Below are 19,145 nucleotides of genomic sequence, written 5' to 3'. Positions count from 1 at the left end.
CTAGTCGGTAAGGATGGTTAAAAGAGTTTGACCTGATGAAACTGGGTTGCCAGCTTGGCAAAGAATTTGGCCAATCTTTCCGCTAGTTTGCGCAAGGATGGAAGTTTCCATTTTCATGGCTTCAATCACAACTAAGACATCTCCCTCATCTATTTCTTGACCTTCAGATACTTCAATTTTCCAAACACTTCCTGATATAACAGATTCAACAGCCTCTTCATTATCTAGTAGATTGATATGTTGAGAGTTTGCTTCCTCAAAGTCATGCTCGCTGCCTTCAAAGGTAGCTTGACCATTCTCTATCCAGCGTTCTCGTTCGTCTTCAAAGGCTTGTTTTTGTTTATTTTTAAATACTCGTATGTCTGCATGATTATCTGATAGGAATTGATTGTAATCACTAAGACTAAATTGAGCATGTTCTATTTTCAGTTCATATTTGCCATGTAAAAAGTCATCACGGATTTTTAAAAGATCATCAGCCTCTACGGGATAAAAACGGATCTGATCAAAAAAGTTGAGGAGCCAGGGCTTGCTGGCTGTAAAATGGTTTGTTTGGTGGTAGTTATTCCACATTTGCACGGTGCGTCCTACAAACTGATAGCCGCCAGGTCCTTCCATACCATAGACACAAAGGTAGGCGCCACCTATGCCCACGGCGTTTTCAGGAGTCCATGTTCTAGCAGGATTATATTTGGTTGTGACCAAGCGGTGTCTTGGATCAATAGGTGTGGCGACGGGAGCTCCCAAATAAACATCGCCCAGTCCCATAACTAGATAACTGGCTTCAAACAAAATACGTTGCACTTCTTGGATAGAATCGAGCCCATTAATTCGGCGAATGAATTCAATATTGCTTGGACACCATGGTGCATCAGCGCGCACGCTTTGATTATATTTTTCAATTGCGAGTTGAGTAGAAGGGTCATTCCAAGATAAGGGTAGATGGATAATTCGTGTGGGCACTACCATGTCTTCGATGGATTTTAATTGTCGCTCGGCTCGAAGAAGGTGTTCCATTAGCTGGTCAAGAGTGATAACGGAATTATCAAAATGAATCTGTAGAGAGCGTATTCCCGGCGTCAGGTCGATAATGCCACTAATTTCATTAGATTGTAGCCAAAGCATGAGAGCATGTGCTCGGAATCTTGAGTTAAGATTCAGTCTAATGGGGCCATATTCAACTAACACATAAGAGTCGCCAGCGCCACGGTAAACGGTTTGATTGATTTCATCTGTGGAAGTCGTTTGATGAAGGATAGCTTGATCCAAGTCAGGGCTAGATGAAATTTTAGACGTAACAGCTTCAGTTCTTTCAAGGTTCTTAATCTCCAGATCTTGTTTTTTCTTGGCAACCAGGGACTGTTCATATTGCAAGCGTATGAAGCGTATGGTATCCCCTGGCTTTAGTTGTCCCATTTTCCAAATTTCTGCTTGGACAACTGTTGCTGGGCAGACAAACCCTCCTAGGCTTGGACCATCCTGTCCTAGAATGATTGGCATATCCCCTGTAAAATCGATGGCTCCAATGGCATAGGCATTATCATGGATATTCGAGGGGTGTAGACCCGCTTCACCTCCATCTTTCCTGGCCCATTGTGGCTTAGGGCCTGTCAAGCGGATACCTGTTCTATCTGAGTTGTAATGAACTTTCCAATCGGTTTTGAAAAATGTTTCTATATCTTTCTCTGTAAAGAAATCAGGTGCTCCATGTGGACCATAGAGAACACCTATTTCCCAGCGCTTGTTATAGGATGGAATAAAATCGCTTGGGATTTCTTTAATTTTCTGAGCACTCGTTTGATTTAGATGTAAGACGTCACCAGTCTGCAGTGACCTCCCGCAATGCCCGCCAAACTTACCTAAGCGAAAAGTTGTTTTACTGCCCAAGTAGTCAGGGATTTTAAGGCCCCCTTGAAAAAGAATATAGGACCTTAGACCATCTTCAACAGTGTTACCTACTTTAAGTACATCTCCGCTTTTAATGTGAATGACTTTCCAGTAATCGACAGGTAGGTTATTGACCTGTGAGTGCATAGGAGCACCCGTTAAGATAATTTGCTTATCACAGTTGAATTTTAATTTAGCACCTGATGCAGTAAGTTCTAAACCTGCAGCGCCAGCATCGTTTCCGAGTGCGGCATTACCCAAGCGAAAAGCTAGATTATCCATGGGTCCTGATGGAGGAACTCCGACGTGCCAAAACCCTAGCCTTCCAGGGTATGAAACGACTAAACTAACAGTTCCCGGGGAAAGAACGTCTATAGTATTACTTTGAGTGGTTAGTGAGTCTAAAAATCTTGTCGTTATCCTTACATCATGGAATTCATCAGTCTCTAGTATCCGTTTGACATAATCCAAATTCGTTTCAATTCCATATAAGTAAGCCTCATCTAAGGATTGGCTTAATTTCTTTAAAGCTTGATCTCTGTCATCACCCCTAACAATTACTTTAGCAATCATGGGGTCATAATAAGGTGGGATGGATGATCCGCTTTCTATGTGGGTTTCGCATCGGGCATTATCTGGAAATGTAACATGTGTAAGAATGCCTGAGCTCGGCTGGAAATTTTTCTGAGGGTTCTCTGCATAAATGCGCGCTTGCATGGCATGACCTTGAGGCTTCAGATTGAAAGCCATTAGATCCCTAAATTCTCCTGAAGCTTGCAGCAGCATCCATTCGACCAAATCAATGCTAAAGACTTCTTCGGTAACGCCATGCTCAACTTGCAAGCGAGTATTTACTTCAAGGAAGTAGAAGGAATTTGTTTCACAGTCGTAGATAAATTCGACCGTCCCTGCATTCTGGTAATTTACCGACTTGCCTAAGGCTATAGCTGTTTGATGTAGTTCTATTCGAATAGGATCATCTAGGTTAGGTGCGGGCGCCTCTTCAATGACTTTTTGGTTTCGTCGCTGGATAGTGCAATCCCTGTCTCCTAGAGCGATCACTGTCCCTTGACCATCTCCAAAGATTTGTACCTCGATATGCCTGGCCCTTTCGATGTATTTCTCAATGAAGATGCCAGCATTTTTAAAATTATGTTCCCCGAGACGCTTAACAGATGTGAATGCTGAGCAAAGCTCTTTTTCGTTATACGCAATCTGCATACCAATGCCACCACCGCCAGCAGTGCTCTTAATCATGATGGGGTAGCCTATTTGTTTTGCTGCGCTTTTGGCTTCATCTATGTCTAATAATAGCTCCGTGCCAGGGCATAGTGGAGCGTTACACTTTTTAGCAAGCTCTCTAGCTGAATGTTTAAGCCCAAAAGCTTCGATTTGCTTCGCTGTTGGGCCAATGAAAGTAATGTTAGCTCGTTCGCAAGCTTTAACAAAATCTGTATTCTCACTAAGAAAACCATATCCAGGGTGAATGGCTTGTGCCCCAGAAGATTTGGCTGCTTCAATGATTTTGTGTATATTAAGATAACTTTCTGTAGGCTGAGCCTCACCGATTAAAATAGCCTCGTCTGCGTTGAGTGTGTGACGTGAATGAGTGTCAGCCTCTGAATAGACTGCAACACTATGCACCCCCATTCTTTTGAGGGTCCTTTGAATACGGTAAGCTATGGCTCCACGATTGGCTATGAGGACTTTTTGAAACATAGCTTTGGCTAAGGATTCCAAATAAGCACACGAACAGGAGTGGGATTATAAGCGTTGCAAGGATTGTTTAGCTGTGGGCAGTTGGAAATAAGACATACCGTATCCAATTCAGCAAGGAGCTCAACATATAGTCCTGGCGCAGAAATGCCATCTTCGAAAGTCAGCTTGCCTTCTGGGGTGACTGGAACATTCATGAAGAAATTGATATTGTTGGTGATATCTTTTTTGCTGAAAGGTTCCGGCCATAAAGCTCCATATCTTGTAAAAGTATCGCGGCATGCATGCATATAGTGTTTCTCTAAAGAATAACGAACAGTATTACTCTCCGTAGAGCATGCGCCGCCGAGAGTATCATGGCGTCCGCAAGTGTCAGCGACGATAGTCAGTAAAGTGTTTCTTTTAGTTGATATTAGTTTCGTTCCAGTGGTGAGATAAATGTTTCCTTGTTCTCTTATGGTATCTACTGCGCTATAGCGGTCTTCATAGTCTTGGGCATTATAAAAAAGCGTGTCTACTGCTTGATTGCCTTCAACATCTTCGATGCGTAGGGTTTGGCCTTGCTTAATTTCATGCATCCAACCGTCTCCAGCTAGAATGGTCTCATCGTAGATGGCTAAGGCAGGCTTAAGTTGGCTTTCTTTTGTAGTCATAGTTTATTTTAATTTAGGGTTACAGAAAATATCGTTCAGTATTGATAAAACCTCTTTCGTTTTCCGGGCACGAGGTTCGGCATGCATCATCTGATTCAATCAGGGGCGAAGTCCAGATAGTTGCTTCGATTTTTTTTGCGTTATATGTTGGGCTAGTATCCAAAGGATGGGGGCATGTATTCAAGATGATAAGTGTGTTCATTTCGGAACGAAGATGGACAATACTACCGGATTTGGAATGATTGGGAACATAACTAAGATTACCATGCAAATCATTGGTGACTTTGCTAAAAAAATTAACACAGGGTATTAGGTCTCTCGGCCCCATGTCATATTTTGCTAATTCTTGAAGAAATCCGTGATAGGCATTTCGGTGAAATTTATTACGGAGTTCTTGAAAAGTCCCAGTGCCATACTTTTTTTCAATAATTTCAGGAGTTGAGTAGCCTGAGATCGTATCATGCCAACCGCACGAGTCTTCTGTAATAGAAGCAAGAATACGGCCCATATCAGAATAAAGGCAATGCCCTTTGGTAAGATAAGCTGTATGTTGGGCCTTAAGCGTGTCTGGCATATTGTAACGCTCACTTAGTATTTCAAAGTTGTAGAGCATCATAGAAATATTTGCACCTCCTTCTATGTCATGTAGTTGAAGTGTTGTTCCTCTTTTTAAGACATGTGACCAGTTTTCTCCTGCTTGAATTTTTAATGAGAATCGGATTTTATCTTCAGGGATTTTCATATGATTAGATGCTAATAAAGTTGTGGGATAATGGTTGCACTAAGTTCTAGCTTGCCTTGTTTAACTCCTTTGCAGGTTATAAATTCATCTGAAATCATTTTAAGTCTTTTTCCAGGGCCTTGCATGAGGAGTACTTGCAAGGAATGATCATTTTCAAGATGTATAAGTTGGATGGAAATAATCTCTTTAAGATATTTGTGCTGAAGTTGGGTAAGGCGGTTTTGAAGATCTCGTTTGCGATGCTCATAAATAACAGTCAAGACTCCTGTCATGACGGTATTGGAGATTTTGGTTTGGTGCTCGCTTACTGCTTTACTTACTAAATCTGTGACAGCTTGAGATCTGTTTGAAAAGCCTTTGCTATGGATCATTCTCTCAAACTGAGTAAAAAGTTTGCGCGGTAAACTTACGGTGAATCTTTGAACACCTCCGGCTAAAGTCAATGAATCAGATTTCATATGTTTCCAGTTTATAGTATGAAGAATTATTTGAAAAGTATGAACAAAAAATTTAAATAAGTGTTAAAATTATTCAACATCATCTCCTTCCAGAGTCATTTTTACCATAGGGATTTCCTCTTCTATATTCCTGGAGTGTATAAGGTGTTCTAGGCGATTTTTAATGGAAAGGAATAGGGGGCTTAAAAATTGCTCCGGTTCCCTAGGTCGAGGGATGCCAACTTCTATAATCTCTTTGATGCGTCCTGGGTGAGAATCTAGAACAATAATGCGGTCAGCCAAGTATATGGCTTCATCCAAATCATGAGTAATAAATAATATTGTTACGTCTACCTCGCGCCAAATACGCAGCAGATGAGCTTGCATTTGGCAACGCGTTTGGGCGTCTAATGCGCCGAATGGCTCATCCATAATCAAGATGCGAGGTTCATTTGCCAAAGCTCTAGCAATAGCAACTCGCTGTTTCATGCCGCCAGATAGTTGGTGTGGATAATGATTAGCAAACTTCGAAAGGCCGACGAGTTCAATCCACTCCATAGCTTCAGGTTCGGCTATTGCGCTATTACCGTATTTAATTTCTAGGCCGAACATCACATTTTTCTTAACTGTTAGCCAAGGAAAGAGTGTGTAACCTTGAAAAACCATGCCTCTTTCTGGGCAGGGCCCTTGAACGATGTTGTCATCTGTGTAGGCAGTGCCAGAAGTTGGGTAATCTAATCCAGCTAGGATACGAATGAGTGTTGACTTGCCACATCCAGATGGTCCAACCACAACAGTAAATTCGCGGCGGTATATTTCAAAATTAATATCCTTCAGTGCTTCAATAGGTCCGCTACTACTTTCAAAGATTCGTCCCAACTCTTTAACCCTGAGTTGTATTGGGCGTTCTTTTAGTTGTTTGAAACGTTCCTTTACCTCACTAGTTTGTTCGCGATAGTCCGGGAGCTTTAATGCTTTGATGTCTTTTGAAAGGCTCATTATACGGATTGGGACTTTGTCTTCTTAAAGATGTTGAAGACATTGAAGATTTTCTTCATACCTTGGCCTTCAGCAGTATCATGCCAAGGGAAAAGGTAGACGCGAAGCCAAGCTAGTATTTGGTCTGTACAAAATCCTGTAATACCAATAGCAATAATAACTGGAAAAACCCGATCGAAATTTCGCCATCTTCCCTGAGTTTCGATAAACTCAGTGAGGCCCGTTTTAACGCCGATGAGTTCAGCGATTACTAGCCATGTCCAGGACCATCCCAATAAAATACGCAGATCGTTATATAAATTCGGCATGATGCCAGGGATAATAACTCTTGTAAGTAAGTGAAAATTCTTAGCTCCAAGTGTCTGGGCAGCTTCAAGCAGGGAACGGTCAAGAAGACGAGTAGTTTTGGAAATAACAAGGACCATTTGGAAGAAAGTCCCCACAAAAACGAGTGCAATTTTGGGTGCATCATGTGCTAGAAATATGGCAACCAGTAGGGTACTAAAAGCTGGTGCGGGCATATAGCGGAAGAAATCGATAAAGGGTTCGACTAGCTTAGAGAAGAAGTCGTAAGTTCCACAAAGAATGCCAAGAGGTATGCCGAGCAGGCAGGAAAATAAAAAGCCTCCGAAAACGATCCTTAAGGAATGCAAGAATCTTTGGTACATCCAAGGCTTATCTCTACCAGGATCCGTGGTGAAGTCATAAAAACCGGCTTGAAGAACCTCGTGAGGTGCAGGGAGGTAAACAGGATTTGAACTCTTGCCAGTGGGGACCAGTTTGAGTAGTTGTGTCTTGGGTAAGGCTTTGTAAGAGTACTCCGTGCTCACTAGACTTAGTGTTTTCCAGTTATGTTGGATAACTAGAAGGTTTTCTGGCGAGATGACGGAATCTTTAGCGTAGAGTTTGCCTGTAGCAAGTTTTCCCCATGTCCTGTAGATGGCTGCATCATCTTCTTTCTCTGCTTCGAGCACCCACCCTTGCTTAATAGCTATATGAGTTAGGTGTCGAAGAGTTTTTAGGTTATCACGCTGAGTAGAAGGAATAGTCTTCGAAGATGATTCCGCTGCCAGAACGTCTTGATTCTCTTTTCGAATGGCAGCCTGAAAGTATGGAAAGTGTTCTTTGCTTACCCGATCACCGGCCGAATAAACAGTTTTTACCCCCTTTTGATCTGCAGAAATAGATAGCTTAATATCAGGATGCCATGCAAATGGGGGGACATAGCTTAGTAATGCCCAAATAAAAAGTGGTATGAGAAATGAGAAGATGGTTAAAAAGGTTTGTCTTTCCTGGCTTAAGTCTTTGCGAATGGTAAACCACTCTTCTTTAAAGGGCTTGCTGGCTACTTCATGGCTCATACAAATATTTAATTTTCAAGCGGCTTAATTAATAGAAAATTAAGCCGCTGAGATGATAAGGATAGTTATTTCAAGCTTTTCGTAAGGCTTGAGTCCAGATACTTAGTGGTGTCTAAAGGTTCTTTGTAGACTTCGAAACGTACGTTGAAATCGTCTACTATCTTAGAGGAGCCATAAATTGAGCCTAGGCCCTCAGCTTCCTGCCACCTGACTAATGCCTCGTCTAAAGTGAGAATGTAAGTTCCTTTTAGGAATGGTTCGTATTCTTCAGGAGGTAGGTTGACTCTGCTGGAAAGAATCTTGAGAGCATCATCAGTATTACTCTCATCTTTTAGGTAATCAACAATACGGTACCAAACTTTAACAACCTTCATCCACTCAGCTTTATGGGCCGCAAGGCTTTCAGGAGAGACATAGAGTAGGTCATAGATAATACCTGGCGCATCTGCTGAGGTGAAAACAGGCTTTGATCCAGCTACGGTCTTAAGGGCTTGACCAGAGTTAGGTTGCCATGCTCCGATAGCATCAACAGCCCCCGATGCTAGCACTTGGGGGGTTTCATTAGTAGGTGTATTAACTATTGTAATATCTGCATCAGATAAGCCTACACTTTCTAGACCTTTTAATAAGAGTAAATGACAAACAAAGCCCTCTTCAACGCCAACCTTTTTGCCTTTCAAATCGGCTATTGATTCGATACCCGGTTTTGCGACGATCATATCATTACCATTAGAAAAGTCATTTATGATAATGCCTACAGAGGGTTTGCCAGTTGCTCCAGTGACTAAAGCATCGCCATTAGTCATACAAACGGCGTCTACATTTCCTGCGACATAGGCGTCCATAGAGGCCACGTAGTCGTACCATTCGAATTTAACGTCGACACCTTCTTCCTCGAACCATTTTTTAGCAATGCCAATTTCCCAAGCTACCCATCCTGGCCAATCACTGTAACCGATTTTTAGTGTTGGTGTTTCAGGAGCTTCTTTTTCTACTACCGATTCTGGAGTCGGAGTAGTTTCTTCTTTAGCCGTAGGAGTTGGTGGCGGTGGCTCTGAGCAGCTAGTGACAAATATGGCCATAGCAGCGAGGATTGAGGGTATCACGAATCTAGTTTTGTCCATGTTGTTTGTTCCTTTCGAGTTTTGATTTGGGTGTCTATAATCAATATAAGCCAGAGTAGAAATCTACTTCCCATTGACTGATGGATTGATGATATGCTTCCCATTCCTGTTGTTTATAGGTGATGAATTCTTTGGTCAGCTCCGATCCTAAAGTTTCTTCTACAAAGGGATCTTCAGAAAACGCTTTTACAGCTTCACTTAAATTTTGGGGCAAGGGTTCAATGCCTTTTTCAGATAACTCCATATCAGAATATTCATAAAGATTTTCATTATGAGGTAAACCAGGGTCTAGACCTTTTTCAATACCTTCTAAGCCTGCAGCCAAGGCAAGTGTTGCCGCAAGGTAAGGATTACAAGAAGAGTCCACATTTCTTGATTCGCAACGTCCGCCATTCATAGGGACTCTAATGGAGTTTGTTCTGTTATTGCTTCCAAATGAGTTTAAAACTGGAGCCCATGAGTAATAAGACATTGCTCCGCGTCTAACCAGCCTCTTATAGCTATTAACCGATGGAGCAAACGCTGCGCAGAGTGCTTGACCATGTTGGATGATACCTGCGATAAAGGAGTAGCCCAATGTTGAAAGTCCAAGTCCTTTGGGATCATCCTTTTTGTCTAAGGCAAAAAGGTTATCTCCGGTGTTTATATCAGCAAGTGACATATTGAAGTGTGCTCCATTGCCAGTCTTGTCGGCAAAGGGTTTTGGCATGAACGTAGCGATAAGTCCAACTTTTTTAGCATAATGTTTGGCTAAGAATCTGAAGAAAATATAGCGATCGGCCATATGAAGTCCGTCAGTATAAGCGAAATCAAATTCAAATTGAGAGTTGCCATCTTCGTGGTCAAATGAATAGACATTCCAGCCTAAGCTGTTAATGGCTGTGACGATCTCGTCTAAGAGTGCATATTGGTCAAAGAAAGCTGGGACGTCATAGCAGGGCTTAGTTAATTGATCGTTGGGATTTGGGTTGATGAGCCTTCCATGGTCATCTTTTTTTACAAAGTAAACCTCGCACTCAATGCCTAGCTTGAACTTAAAACCTAGCGACTCAGCTTTTCTCAATATTCTTCTAAATGCTACCCTAGTGCTGACTTCATATGGTTTTTCATGGAATGTATTATCAGCTGGCATCCAAGCTACTTCCGGTTTCCAAGGTAGCTGAATAATGTGGTCAAGATCTGGTACAGAGGCTATTTCGTCATCATTGGGTGACTGCCCAAGACCATCGAGTGCATAGCCCGTATAAAGTTCGGAGCCCTGAGCAAAGTGCTCAAAGTGATCTATAGGGACTATTTTACCCTTCGGCCAGCCATGAATATCCACGTAAGCACCAAGGCAATATTTGACCCCATTACTTTTTAAGGTCTCATAAATACTTTTTGTGTCTGAGCTGGTCATTGTCTTTCAAGTATGACGAATGAACAAAAAAATCATACTCTTATGCAAATAAGAACGGCTTATGATTGGCTGTTTTACTTACCTTTGTTAAATATTCCATTATCTATCCAAGATGCTGCTTATCTATTTTCACCCATTGCTAATTTGGTGCCCCAAGTTATTTCTTTCATTCTAAATTCTAGAAACACATTGTTTATTAGCAAATACCATGCCACGGGTGTCCAAAAGATTTTGGCACTTTCATGCAGCTCGATAAGCCCTGTCTTTTTAGCTTGGGCCATTTGATCTTATGAGTGAGCTTTCTTCTCAACTAAGGTGATGAGTCTAAAGCATCGGTAGGGACTTAAAGATCTTGGCCCAAGAAGCATAGAATCTCCTAGAGATATTACGTTATGGAGACCTATGTCTCACCTCTTTCTGGATGGGTGATCTGCGCGCTTGGATCTAAGCCTTCGCTTTGTTGTAAAAGCTACGCTGAGACCATGGGATGGATATATCTTAATCGATTCTCTTTTCCTTGTGGCTCAAGCTTTTGGGCATCTCGCTAAGCTTTTATGACATCGTCCGGGTTTAATTCAGTAATGCTCTCATTAACAGGCATGTGGTTTTGTTTCTGCTATTGGAGGGGTGGCTTAGCCTGATTCGAGTTTTGACTCATTTTCATAGCTATTTGGCAAATGGCAAATAAGCAAAAAAAAGAGCCCTACTCAGTAGGGCTCTTGTGAAAACAATTCCGTTAACTTCTTTGGTTAGAAGCTGTATACAGCTTGTGCTGCAACTGTGTGAACAATCCCATCTGTTCCAGGGCCATCGGTTTCCACGCCATTTCCCCAGTCGAGTCGATACTCGGCACGAAGCAGCAAGTTTTCAAGAAGGTCGAATCCAGCTGTTAGAGTGTAGCTGTAAATCTCTTCTGTTACGCCTGCTGTTCCTAGCTTTCTTCCATCAACAGCGTTGAAGTAATCCCAACGACCCGCGAGGCTGAAGATGTCGGTAAACTGGTATTTAGCTTCTAGAGCAGTTCCCCACCAGAAACTTTCGTCCAGTGTTCCACCCAGTTCAGCGTATCCAAAATTGAAGTTAGCTCCTAGCAATAACTTGTCATCAGCAAAGGTTGGCAACCAGTTTCCCCAACTGTCATAAACAAAAGTTTCGCCATTAGCGGTTCCACCAAGTGCCCAATCGTTTGCGCCATTCCATGAATAATAAATAGATTGGTAGAAATTAGCGTTTCCGCCTGGGTTCGTAACATTGACCTTAGCCATCAGACCGTAAGTATCGGTGTCTGTTAGACCAGCTCCATCATCAGTGTTTACTCCGTTGACTATAGCGAAACCGACATCATCAATGGTATCATTGATGGAAGTTGTGAATGCGATACCCGTGTGGTCAGCTGGAATCGCATTCCAGAAAAGGTTACCATAGGTGATGTGTAGGTTAGCAGGACGTTCAAAAACATCGTAGCCTAACCAAGTAACAAACTTACCAACCGAGACATCGACACCATTGAGAACAGGCATGCGAAATTGAACATAAGCTTGCTCTACGGCGAAACTGTCGCCATCAGGAGATCCCGCTGTGTTACCGCCGAATGTAGAACCAGCATCTTCACCGAATACAAGGTCAACGCGGAAACCTGCTTGAAGTTCGTTAGCGTCACTCAGAGGTTTCTCTAGGGCTAGCTTGAATGCATTAAGATTAAAATCACCCTCTGCACTATTGTCATCCGGCGCACGAAGGGCTGATCCACCACTGCTAAAGTTGTAGATATAACCAGCATCGACATAACCACTTAAAATGATTCCTGTCTTAGCTGTTTCTACGTAGTTTACTTCTTCAATTACTTCTTCGAGGTCCTTGGCAGCGGGGGCAGGAGCACCTGCAAAAGTAGGTGATGCAATAGCTGCGGCTGCGAAGAGGCTAGTTACGAATTTATTCATGTTCTTTATATTCTTCCTATTTAATATCTGTATCATTTATGTGAACCCACACTCAGGAATACAGATACTTTGGTTACTGAATAGAGGCGATACCCTGGCATAGCGTATACCAAACTCCCTCACCTCTATATAATTATCAGGTTATGAAGTAAGTTCGGTTGGTCAACACGATTTTTTAGAAAAAAATAAAAAACTTTGAACATATTTTAACCCGCGGTGTCCGCACTTGTTTATAACTCGTGATAATAGTAAGACTGTGGTGATTCGATGAATTCAAATTCTACGGTTTACTACAGTCTTAGCTCGAGCTAGATGTTGGTTAAAATGTAGTAATTTAACCAACCGTTTGTTTTATTTTAGCCACAGGAGAAGTTCAAATTATGGCTGGTTAGAATCTACCAGTTCACAGCTATGGATTCCTTCAGCTTGGTTCGCGAATTTTCATACAGCACTTTTTTATTTATTGCACCAAATTCATGGACCCATTTAGTTGCTTTAACATCGTAGCAGCAGTACTCAGCTATTTCTCGGATCTTACCTTCTTTCCACCATTTCAGGGCTTCGGTGCCAACTGCTGTTTTGTTAACACCGCAACTTGCTTCAAGGACTGAGTCTAATTTGAGACGATGGCCGATCATTTTCTCCAAACTAACCATCATGTCTAGAGTTGGTACCTGAGAAAAGTCGAAGATGGCGTAAGGTCTGAGTACTTCAAAATCGAAGCGAATGACATTGAAGCCAACAACTAAATCTGCTCTTTGTAATTCCTCAATGAGTTCCTGGATTTCTTTTTCCGTGTAAATACGATAGGTTTGTCTTGTAGTGCTGTAGGTAACGCCAATCGACATTTTCATATCTGCAATGTTTCCCCAGCCACCCACTTCTTGCGCACTCTTTTGTGTTTCTAGATCAAAGTAAACGATATTTTTTGACATGATAGTTAAGGCAACGGTTATAGGTGGAGGTTGAAAAGCTGAGAAGACAGAAAATAGGTTTAGTTGTACCATATTGGTTGAATCAAATTCAAGTAAGGTAGATTTCACCGACAAGTTGCATCTCTAGTAGTACAACTTGCTATAATAAGTTTTCTGAGAGAACGTCTTTTCGAGAAAGGATAGTTTTTTAACTTTTCTGACAATGACTCTTGCCAGATGAAATGGCTTTGCTATATTGCCACGCTTATGCCTACCCCAATGTCTACAGATTCTAGATTGGCTCGTCAGACTGCCGAGCGTTTAATAGGTTCAAGAGCACAATTGCTCAAATATAAAGGTCTTGTTGGTTTCGACGGCTTTGTTGATTCCATCTTCGATGTGGTTGATCAGCGCCAGACGATCACAAAATACACGCCGTATGCATCTATGAAGAAATTCGCCAAAAAGATTAATGATGCCGCTGGACAAAGCACGAACTTTGAAATTATTGAGAGCACCGAGAAGATTGGCGGTAATGGGCCTATTATGGCGTTTGCGCTCAGTACCTTAGGTGCCCCTATTGAGTATGTAGGTATGCTCGGTTATCCTGAGATTAATTATGTCTTTAAGGAATTTGCTAAGCGTGCAAAAGTTCACTCGATTGCGGAGCCTGGCTACACTTCTGCTTTGGAATTCCAGGATGGTAAGTTGATGTTTGGTCAGCATGGTACCGTAAGTGAAGTTAGTTGGGATAACATTAAGAAGCGTATGGGCGATGCTAACTTCAAGAAGCTGTGGCTAAACTCTGATTTTGTAGCTATGGTGAACTGGACCATGCTTCCTCACATGTCGGCAATTTGGAAGAAATTGCAGTCTGAGTTCAAGAATGCAAAGAAGGATAAGAAAAAACTGATGTTCTTTGATCTGGCGGATCCTGCCAAGCGAACAGATGCGGATCTCAATGCAGCTCTCAAAATTATTGCGGATTTCCAGGGCAAGCATGATGTGATTCTTGGGCTTAATGAAAGTGAGTCCCTCCAAGTGGCTAAGGTGCTGCGGTTAAAGAATTTTCCCAAGACACCCAAGGGATACACAGGCCTATCCGGTGCGATCAGGGAGAAACTTAATTTGCATACGGTCGTAGTCCATCCAGTTCAGTATGCTTGCGGGGCTGATGCGGACGGAGAAACGTTTGTGGCTGGACCATTTACAGCAAAACCTAAGATTAGCACTGGTGCGGGAGATCACTTCAATGCAGGTTTCCTAATTGGTCGGTTGCTTGGTTTGAGCCTAGGTCATGCACTCCAACTAGCAGTGGCAAACTCTGGCTTTTACGTGCGACATGCAAATAGCCCAAACCGCGAGCAGCTAGTAAGGTTTCTACAGACGCTCTAAGGCTCTGGCTAAGCCGACTTAATACGAAATACTTGCTAATAGTGCAGGGGTGTTTGACCCAGAGATAAAGAGGGTTGTTGAACCGCTAGCGTTTTCTGGCCGTGCAGATAGCACCTATAAGGATGCCAGTTAAGCCAGCGATAGCGATTGATTGGTAGGGCTTCTTTTTTGCATAGCGAATGACTTTTTGGGAATTGCCTTCCGTACAATCGACGACGGTTTTCACTATTTGGCCGAGGGGCGAGGGTTTATAGCGTTTGATAATTTCTTGAGTGACGACTTCGGCATTTGCTGAATGATCGAATTCATCTGCGGATTCTATTCCATCTGTATAACCCTCTGACATGCTAAAAAAATCTACAGGAAATCCCATACTCTACAACCTCTAATCTAATCTCGATTAAGACTAAGAAAATATTAGCTAAATTGTATACTTAGAGACTTTGCTTGAAATAAATAGAGCCTCTCTCATAAATAAAGGTGATCATATGTTAAGTTGCTCTACGAACATTGAGTGCTAAAATGCACTTTGATTAAAGAAATGCGTTCAGTTGTTGAAATTTCTTCCAGGCCTCAAGACACCTTAGTATTGAAGGGCCGATATGAACAATATGATATGATAGGGGCAGGCGGGCTTGCAAATATCTATCATGGATGGGACTGTGTTGATAAAAGGCCTATAGCTATTAAAAGACTGACACCTGAAGCAGTAGCAGCTTATCACAATGAGGAGCTGGGTAAGGGCGAAAGTGAGCTATTAAGTCTTTGTAAACACCCAAATGTGGTTGAGCTTTATGACAGCTATAAAAGTAAATCAATGATTTATTATATTATGGAGCTTATTCATGGGCAAGGCCTAGATAGAATTTTAGATAGAGCTCCTTTAACTCAAGAGGATTTTATTGAAGTAGCTAAGCAGGCTCTAAGCGGCTTAGGGAGTATTCATAAACAAAGCATATTACATTGTGATATTAAACCCGAGAACATCATGTTAGACAGAGATCCTTTGGGTAAAATATCTGTCAAGATTCTAGATTTTGGACTAGCAAGCTTTGAGAATGAAACTAAAACGCTTGCTCAGTTAGGCAAGAAGGAGATTTTAGGAACCCCAGAGTATGTATCTCCAGAATTAATTTCAGGAGAGCGTGCGCAATATTATTCAGATATTTACTCTCTTGGTCATGTTTTCTACCACGCCCTGGCTGGTAGATCGGCATTTGGTCATGAGGAGATCAAGCGGATCATTCAACTACATCTTGAGGGTGCTCCAAAATCCCTAGGAGTGCTTCGACCGGACATAGGAAAACCCATTATTGAAGCCGTGCATGCCATGATCGAGCGTCAACCTCAAAATCGTCCAGGGAATGTTGAAGAGGTTTTGAAAGCATTAGATCAATCGACTTCGAGTGAGGTTGATGACTGCTGATATTTCTAAAAACCCTTTTTGGAAAATGAATCACTAAGTCGTGACGCCGAGTTTTGTGCTGCTTGCGCGAGGTGGTGAATATCCTTATCTGCTAGTGGAGTCCAGGTCTGGGCAATACTCAAAATAGCAGTCAGGCTTTGGTCGTGAGAGAAAATGGGTGCGGTAAATCGGCGGATGCCGAACTCATTGAATTCCTCATCATACGCAACTCGATCATGACGAGTGGCATTGATTGATTCGACTAGCTTACGGCCTGTGACCTTCTTCTTTTTGCCCTGTTGGTAATACCAAAGGTTATCTTGAGGCCAGGCTTCTTCGGGCAGGATAAAACTCAGCACTTGAAGCGAGAGAGCCCCATACTGTAGGAGATCATGTGAATCTCCTACTTTCAAGGTAAGCCTTAGCGCAGGAGCTTCAGGCTCAATGATTTCTTTTAAAATAATTCTTGAATCTTGGTATGCATAAAGTTCGACTGTCAAATCAATGGCCTCTGAAAGCTCCTGGAGTTCTGTTCGGCATAGGTCTCGAAGGAGCGTTTCTTCAGGAGAGCTAGGAATAAGTCGTAACTGAGTAGTGTATAACTTTGTAAAAGAGTCTCTGACTATGGCGCCATAGTTTTCAAGGCTTTGAAGTAAACGGGCGATTGAGGACTTTGGCCAGCCAGTATGTTGAGAGAGGAATTCCAGGCTTGCTGGTCCCTCTTCTTCTAAGATTTGAAGTATATCCAAGCCTCTAGTTAATGCAGGAGCCGGATCGTGAACCTCTTCGGGGTCCTTGATAAATACCATATAAGAATCTTATACTAGATATAAAATTATGCAACTTCTTATAATTTTATGGGTAGGATAAAACCATAAAAATTTGTAGTTTTAATAGCTTCATAGTAGCCTCGGTTTTATCTTAAAGCAAGGGGGCAAGCCATAAGGCAATCATTTTGTAGATTTCTATCGCGTGAATTGTGCGTCACCATGAATGTTTCCTCCGATTGATTCAAAGAAATGAGATAAGGAAAAGATAGTGAAAGTTGCAATCCTAGGTCCACCAGGCGCAGGAAAAAGCACCCAGACAGAGTTGCTGTCAGAGGGTCAAGACATGGTTCATGCTTCGCCGGGAGACTGGTTTCGAGATAACTTAGCAAGGCAAACTGAGCTCGGACAGTTAGCCAAAGGCTACATGGACAATGGGGAGCTTGTTCCTGATGAAGTTGTACAAGCTATGATGTTAGATTGGTACAATCAAATACCTCGGGACAAAGGGATTATTTTTGATGGATTGCCTGGCAATGTCTTTCAAGAGGAGTTTTTAAGTGAGCTATTTATGCAATCTCAAACCAAGCTTGATGCAGTAATTTATTTGGATATTGCGAACGACGATGCCATTGATCGTGTGGTAGGTCGAATGATTTGCTCAGAGTGTTATAGAGTTTTTCATCGTGATTATTATCCACCCAAAAAGAAACAGCATTGTGATAGCTGTCCGGGAGTATTGATTGAGCGTGAACACGATAGCCCAGAAATTATGAGTTTGCGTCTCAAGACTTTCTATAGGCTAATTCCCTCGCTTTTAGAAAGATACGTGAATAAAGAAAAGTTATTAGTCTTGGATGCTGGCGCGGGAATAGATGCCGTGAGAGAAAATGTAAAAGATTCATTGAATCAACATCTAAACGGCGGTCGAGTAACAGCGGATAAATTCGTTATTAAAACAATGATCGCGAAGAGAGCAGGACGCTCAAATCTTCAGGCTAGTTTCGGCAAAGACTCTCGAGCTAAAGATATTGTGTTGATTGGTGGGCCAGGGTCAGGCAAGGGCACCCAGGCTGAACATTTGAGCACACAGCTACGCCTTTTGCACATTTCTACAGGTGCCTTATTTCGAGAGCATTTTTCGAATCAAACTGATCTAGGTAAGATGGCAAAAAGCTATATAGAACGTGGTCAGCTTGCACCAGATGCTATCGTTGAAGAGATGGTCTCTGAGCGTCTTTCAAGAAAGGATGCTGCTAATGGAGTGATCTTAGACGGTTATCCTAGAACTTTGCCACAAGCTCAGTCTCTACTCATTATGATGCAGAATTTAGGTAGGGAACTAAGCGGTGTGCTCATGATAGATGTGTGTGAGGAGGAAATTATTAGAAGACTATCTGGCCGCCTAACATGCTCTGTCTGTCAAAAGACTTATCACAAGAGTTTTAGTCCTCCTCTAAAGGAAGGAGTCTGTGATGAATGTCAGGGAAAGCTTTACCAGCGCTTGGATGACAAGCCAGAGACAATCCTAGCTCGTATCAAGACCTACAACGACCAGACCAAACCGGTTGTAGATTTCTTTCGTAAGCTCCATTTAGTGGAGTCCATAAATGGAAAAGGGAGTGTTCAAGAGATAACGCGAAGGGCATTCGATGCAGTGAAAAACTTAAAAAATGAAGTTACATTAACAATTAAAGCTATTTAAGGAAAAATAGTCCTTTCGACTTGCGTGAGGCTAGATTAGTGGCACCTTGGCTCATATAAGATCAACAAGAAAGGAATGCAAATATGAGTGTCTTAGTAACTAAAGAAGCTCCAGATTTTAACGCGTCAGCTGTCATGCCTGATGGAACCATTAATGATTCCTTCAGGCTTTCTGATTTTAGGGGGAAATATGTGGCCTTATTTTTTTGGCCTTTAGATTTCACATTTGTTTGTCCAACAGAGATCATTGCGCATGACAAGCGCTGTGAGGAGTTCAAAAAGCGTAATGTTGAATTAATTGGCATTTCAATCGATTCAGTATTCACTCACATAGCATGGAGGAACACACCAATCAATGGCGGTGGAATAGGTCCAGTGCAATTTCCAATCGTGGCAGATTTAAAACGAGAAATTATGGCTACCTACGGTGTGGAACATCCTGATGGTGTTTCTTTACGTGCGTCATTTTTGATCGATAAACAAGGTATTGTTCAACATCAGATGATTAATAATCTTCCTCTTGGACGTAATGTAGACGAAATGCTCCGTTTGGTGGATGCTCTGCAATATGTCGAAGAGAATGGTGAAGTATGTCCAGCCAATTGGGAAAAAGGTGATGCCGCCATGAAGCCGACAGCTGATGGTGTTAAGGATTATCTTTCAAACTTAGATTAAAATGAATATCCAAATAAAGAACATCAA

Annotated in this window: 16 protein-coding genes; 4 read left to right on the top strand and 12 right to left on the bottom strand. The window is 42.1% G+C overall.

The features are described from left to right. The 10 genes from uca to AAGA18_06045 form a co-directional block, all read right to left on the bottom strand. Window positions 1-3,606 carry an urea carboxylase gene (uca, locus tag AAGA18_06090; GenBank protein MEM9444907.1) on the bottom strand — a complete coding sequence of 1,202 codons (3,606 nt, stop codon included), beginning with the start codon at window positions 3,604-3,606 and terminating at the stop codon, window positions 1-3. Between the two features lie 8 nt (window positions 3,607-3,614). Continuing rightward, the gene (locus tag AAGA18_06085; GenBank protein ID MEM9444906.1) at window positions 3,615-4,256 is read right to left on the bottom strand and encodes an urea amidolyase associated protein UAAP2; all 642 of its coding nucleotides are present in this window, start codon (window positions 4,254-4,256) and stop codon (window positions 3,615-3,617) included. A 19-nt stretch (window positions 4,257-4,275) separates the two neighbouring features. Next, entirely contained in the window at window positions 4,276-4,998 is a 723-nt protein-coding gene (locus AAGA18_06080) for an urea amidolyase associated protein UAAP1 (protein MEM9444905.1), read from the bottom strand. A gap of 11 nt (window positions 4,999-5,009) precedes the next feature. Then, the gene (nikR, locus tag AAGA18_06075; GenBank protein MEM9444904.1) at window positions 5,010-5,456 is read right to left on the bottom strand and encodes a nickel-responsive transcriptional regulator NikR; all 447 of its coding nucleotides are present in this window, start codon (window positions 5,454-5,456) and stop codon (window positions 5,010-5,012) included. Between the two features lie 69 nt (window positions 5,457-5,525). Then, entirely contained in the window at window positions 5,526-6,434 is a 909-nt protein-coding gene (locus AAGA18_06070; protein MEM9444903.1) for an ABC transporter ATP-binding protein, read from the bottom strand. Beyond that, the gene (locus AAGA18_06065; protein MEM9444902.1) at window positions 6,434-7,795 is read right to left on the bottom strand and encodes an ABC transporter permease; all 1,362 of its coding nucleotides are present in this window, start codon (window positions 7,793-7,795) and stop codon (window positions 6,434-6,436) included. The genes AAGA18_06070 and AAGA18_06065 overlap by 1 nt, the downstream gene beginning before the upstream one ends. A gap of 65 nt (window positions 7,796-7,860) precedes the next feature. Continuing rightward, window positions 7,861-8,919, bottom strand: a complete 1,059-nt coding sequence (locus AAGA18_06060; protein ID MEM9444901.1) for an ABC transporter substrate-binding protein — start codon at window positions 8,917-8,919, stop codon at window positions 7,861-7,863. 40 nt (window positions 8,920-8,959) lie between these two features. Continuing rightward, window positions 8,960-10,318, bottom strand: a complete 1,359-nt coding sequence (glnT, locus tag AAGA18_06055) for a type III glutamate--ammonia ligase (protein ID MEM9444900.1) — start codon at window positions 10,316-10,318, stop codon at window positions 8,960-8,962. Between the two features lie 749 nt (window positions 10,319-11,067). Further along, a complete protein-coding gene (locus tag AAGA18_06050) occupies window positions 11,068-12,258 on the bottom strand; it encodes an outer membrane beta-barrel protein (GenBank protein ID MEM9444899.1) in 1,191 nt (396 codons plus the stop codon). 395 nt (window positions 12,259-12,653) lie between these two features. Further along, a complete protein-coding gene (locus AAGA18_06045; GenBank protein ID MEM9444898.1) occupies window positions 12,654-13,193 on the bottom strand; it encodes a ribonuclease H-like domain-containing protein in 540 nt (179 codons plus the stop codon). Window positions 13,194-13,439: 246 nt separating this feature from the next. Here AAGA18_06045 and AAGA18_06040 point away from each other — a divergent pair, with 246 nt between their 5' ends. Continuing rightward, the gene (locus AAGA18_06040; protein MEM9444897.1) at window positions 13,440-14,567 is read left to right on the top strand and encodes a carbohydrate kinase family protein; all 1,128 of its coding nucleotides are present in this window, start codon (window positions 13,440-13,442) and stop codon (window positions 14,565-14,567) included. A gap of 85 nt (window positions 14,568-14,652) precedes the next feature. Here AAGA18_06040 and AAGA18_06035 read toward each other — a convergent pair whose 3' ends face one another. Further along, window positions 14,653-14,940, bottom strand: coding sequence for a hypothetical protein (locus AAGA18_06035; protein ID MEM9444896.1), 288 nt, complete (start codon window positions 14,938-14,940; stop codon window positions 14,653-14,655). Between the two features lie 168 nt (window positions 14,941-15,108). Between AAGA18_06035 and AAGA18_06030 the strand changes: the two genes are divergently transcribed. Next, window positions 15,109-15,993 carry a serine/threonine-protein kinase gene (locus tag AAGA18_06030; GenBank protein MEM9444895.1) on the top strand — a complete coding sequence of 295 codons (885 nt, stop codon included), beginning with the start codon at window positions 15,109-15,111 and terminating at the stop codon, window positions 15,991-15,993. Window positions 15,994-15,998: 5 nt separating this feature from the next. On the opposite strand, the gene AAGA18_06025 is transcribed toward AAGA18_06030, so the two are convergent. Next, on the bottom strand, window positions 15,999-16,781 hold the full coding sequence (locus tag AAGA18_06025) for a helix-turn-helix domain-containing protein (GenBank protein ID MEM9444894.1): 783 nt from the start codon (window positions 16,779-16,781) through the stop codon (window positions 15,999-16,001). Window positions 16,782-17,010: 229 nt separating this feature from the next. Here AAGA18_06025 and AAGA18_06020 point away from each other — a divergent pair, with 229 nt between their 5' ends. Both AAGA18_06020 and AAGA18_06015 read left to right on the top strand, forming a co-directional pair. Then, window positions 17,011-18,444: an adenylate kinase gene (locus tag AAGA18_06020; GenBank protein MEM9444893.1), complete on the top strand. Its 1,434-nt coding sequence runs from the start codon at window positions 17,011-17,013 to the stop codon at window positions 18,442-18,444. An 83-nt stretch (window positions 18,445-18,527) separates the two neighbouring features. Then, entirely contained in the window at window positions 18,528-19,118 is a 591-nt protein-coding gene (locus AAGA18_06015) for a peroxiredoxin (GenBank protein MEM9444892.1), read from the top strand. Window positions 19,119-19,145 lie beyond the last annotated feature (27 nt).

The organism is Verrucomicrobiota bacterium (assembly GCA_039192515.1).
Classification (GTDB): Bacteria; Verrucomicrobiota; Verrucomicrobiia; order Methylacidiphilales; family JBCCWR01; genus JBCCWR01.
The sequence above is the reverse complement of the archived record's forward strand: the minus strand, read 5'-3'. Positions and strand labels throughout refer to the sequence as shown.